Here is a 2,894-nt window from a genome sequence, read left to right as displayed (position 1 = left end):
AAATCAGGAAGAGCTGACCCGTGAAAAGTTTATCCCCAACCCGTTTGCGCGTGAAGAGGCCTACGCAACACTATATCGCACAGGGGACCTCGGGATGTGGGACGATAATGGAAACCTCCACTATGTCGGTCGCATTGACGATCAAGTACAGTTGAGGGGCATGAGGGTTGAGCTCGGTGAAATAGAGTCCGTTCTTCTCCAACATGCGCAGGTGGAAAGAGCTGCTGCGGTCGTGGTGGACGGGCAAGCTGACGGTGATCAAAGGTTAGTAGCTTTTGTAGAGAGCGACCATGAGGTCGACACTACACAATTACGCAATTGGCTAGCGGCACAGCTGCCCGCCTACATGGTGCCGACGGTGCTGGCCGCCGTCGACGAGTGGCCCCTGACGCCCAACGGCAAGACCGACCGGCAGGCCCTCCGCCAGCGAGCACAAGATGCAGAAGTGCGTGATGAAGGGCAGCCCTACCAGCCACCAGCTGATGCAGCCGAGCAGCTGCTGGCTGACGTCTGGCAGCAGGTGCTCGGCCGCCAGGCGCTCAGCGTCGAGGCCAACTTCTTCCAGCTCGGCGGTGACTCCATCAAAGCCATCCAGATCGCCTCCCGATGCTACCGCAGCGGCTACCACCTCCACATTCGAGACCTGTTCGCCCAGCCCACCATCCGCTCGCTGGCCCCGCTGCTGACTGCCGTCGGGCAGCGCGCCGTCAGCCAAGAGCCGCTGAGCGGCCCGGCCGCCCTGCTGCCCATGCAGGTGGTCTTCTTCGAGCAGCAGCGCGCCAACCCACACCACTACAACCAGGCCCTGCTGCTGCGAAGCCCCCAGGGCTGGCAGAGCAAGCCCCTCCAGGGAGCCCTCCAAGCACTGCTCCACCACCACGACGGCCTCCGCCTGCGATACCGCCACTGGCAGAGCCCCGCCCAGCACGTCGAACAGTACTTCGCCGAGGCCAGCGCGGTGCGCTTCTCGCTCCACCAACAGGACCTGCGCAGCCTGCCCGCCGCCGACCAGCTCGAAGCCCTGGCCCGGGGCACCGATCAGCTCCAGCAGAGCCTACACCTGCAGCAGGGACCCTTGATGGCCGCCGGCCTGTGGCACCTGAGCGACGGCGACCGCCTGCTGGTGGTGGTCCACCACCTGGCCGTCGACGGGGTCTCGTGGCGCCTGCTGCTGGAAGACCTCCAGACGGCCTACCAGCAGCTGCTCTCTGGCGAGGCGCTGGCCCTGCCAGCCAAGACAGAAAGCCTGCAGGCGTGGGGCAAGCAGCTGGTACATTGGGGACAGCAGCAAGCCCGCCCCGCCCAGTTGAGCTACTGGCAGCAGGTGGTCGCCCAGGGCAAGCGCTGGGCCGGCCTGCCGCCAGCAGATGCCTCAGCCCAGGGGTCAGGTGGAATCAGCTTCCGCCTCTCCCAGACCCAAACCCACCAGCTGCTCGGAGAGGTGCACCGCGCCTACGGCACGCAGATCAACGAGGTGCTGCTGGCCGCCCTTCTGCTGGGCTGGCAGGAGTGGCGCGGGCAAAATGAGCTGCTCATCGAGCTGGAGGGGCACGGCCGCGAAGAGCTCAACGGTGTGGCTCACGTGGACGTCAGCCGGACGGTGGGCTGGCTGACGAGCCTCTACCCAGTGGTGCTCTCCACCGACGGGGCCAGCGACGGGGCCAAACAGGCCGCCGGCGTGCTCAAACGCGTCAAGGAGCAACTGCGCGGCGTGCCCACCAAGGGCCTGGGCTACGGGGTGCTGCAGCACATGCTCGGCGAAGAACAGCTCGCCCTCACCGCGCAAGTCCTGTTCAACTACCTGGGTAGCTTCGATACCTCGCTCGACGCCGGCGGCGTGAGCCTGGCCACAGAATCCGCCGGGGGGCTGCAAGATGCTGCCGCCGCCGATGCGACGGCCCACCCGCTGTCCGTGATCAGCCTGGTGGTGGAGGGGCAGTTGGAAGTGGGCCTCAACTACCGCCGCTCGCACCTGACGGAGGAGCAGGTGGAGTCGCTGGCCGACTGCTACCAGCAGCAGCTGGAGGGGCTCATCGCCCACTGCCTGAATCAACAACAAACCGAACTGACGCCGAGCGATCTGACCTACGAGTCGCTGAGCCTGTCCGAGGTGGAGGGCTACTCGGCCCGCTACCGCTTGGAAGACATCTGCCCGCTGACGCCCATGCAACAGGGCATGCTGTTCCACGCGCTGCTCACGCCCGACTCGGCCGCCTACTGCACCCAGGTGAGCTACCGGCTGAGTGGAGTGGTGGACGGCGAGCGGGTGGAAGCTGGCTTACAGGAGCTGTTCAACCGCTACGCCGTGCTGCGGAGCCTGTTCGTTTACGCTGACACCGACCAGCCGCTGCGGCTGGTTTTGTCCGAGCGGACGGTAGACTTTGCTCAGGTCGACCTGCGCGGGGCGGGAGACGTAGAGGCCGCCCTGTCAGCCTACCAGGCGCAGGACCTGCGCCGGGGCTTCGACCTGAGCCAGGACGTGCTGATGCGGGTGAGCCTGCTGCGGCTGGCCGAGGCGTCCTACGTGCTGGTGTGGAGCAACCACCACATTCTGATGGACGGCTGGTGCGCGCGCGTGTTGGTGGGCGAGTTTGTCGAGCTCTACGCCAGCGGGCGGGCGGCACGTGCCCCCCGTCTGGGCCAGGTGGCCCCCTTCAGCCGCTACCTGCGCTGGTTGGCCGAGCGCGACTCGTCGGCTTCATCCGCTTACTGGCAGAGCTACTTAGCGGGCTACCAGCAGGCCTGCCCGCTGCCCCAGCGCAGCGGCGGCGGGCAGACCGGCACGCTGCGCAGCCATCTGATGAGGCTGAGTGCTGACCAGCGGGCCGGTCTCGAGCGGCTAGCCAGCGGCTGCCAGGTGACGCTCAATACGGTGTTCCAGGGCTTGTGGGGGG

The 2,894-nt window shown here is 66.6% G+C and carries 1 protein-coding gene; it reads left to right on the top strand.

Going from position 1 to position 2,894, the window contains the following annotated elements; translation table 11 throughout:
- Positions 1-160: 160 nt before the first annotated feature.
- Positions 161-2,894, top strand: a 2,734-nt coding sequence (locus WBA11_RS14710) for a condensation domain-containing protein (RefSeq protein ID WP_424521417.1), incomplete at its 3' end; no start/stop codon positions are given.

It is taken from the genome of Rubrivirga sp., from assembly GCF_049648075.1.
Taxonomy (GTDB): Bacteria; Bacteroidota; Rhodothermia; order Rhodothermales; family Rubricoccaceae; genus Rubrivirga.
This window is presented reverse-complemented; position numbering and strand designations above follow the sequence as displayed.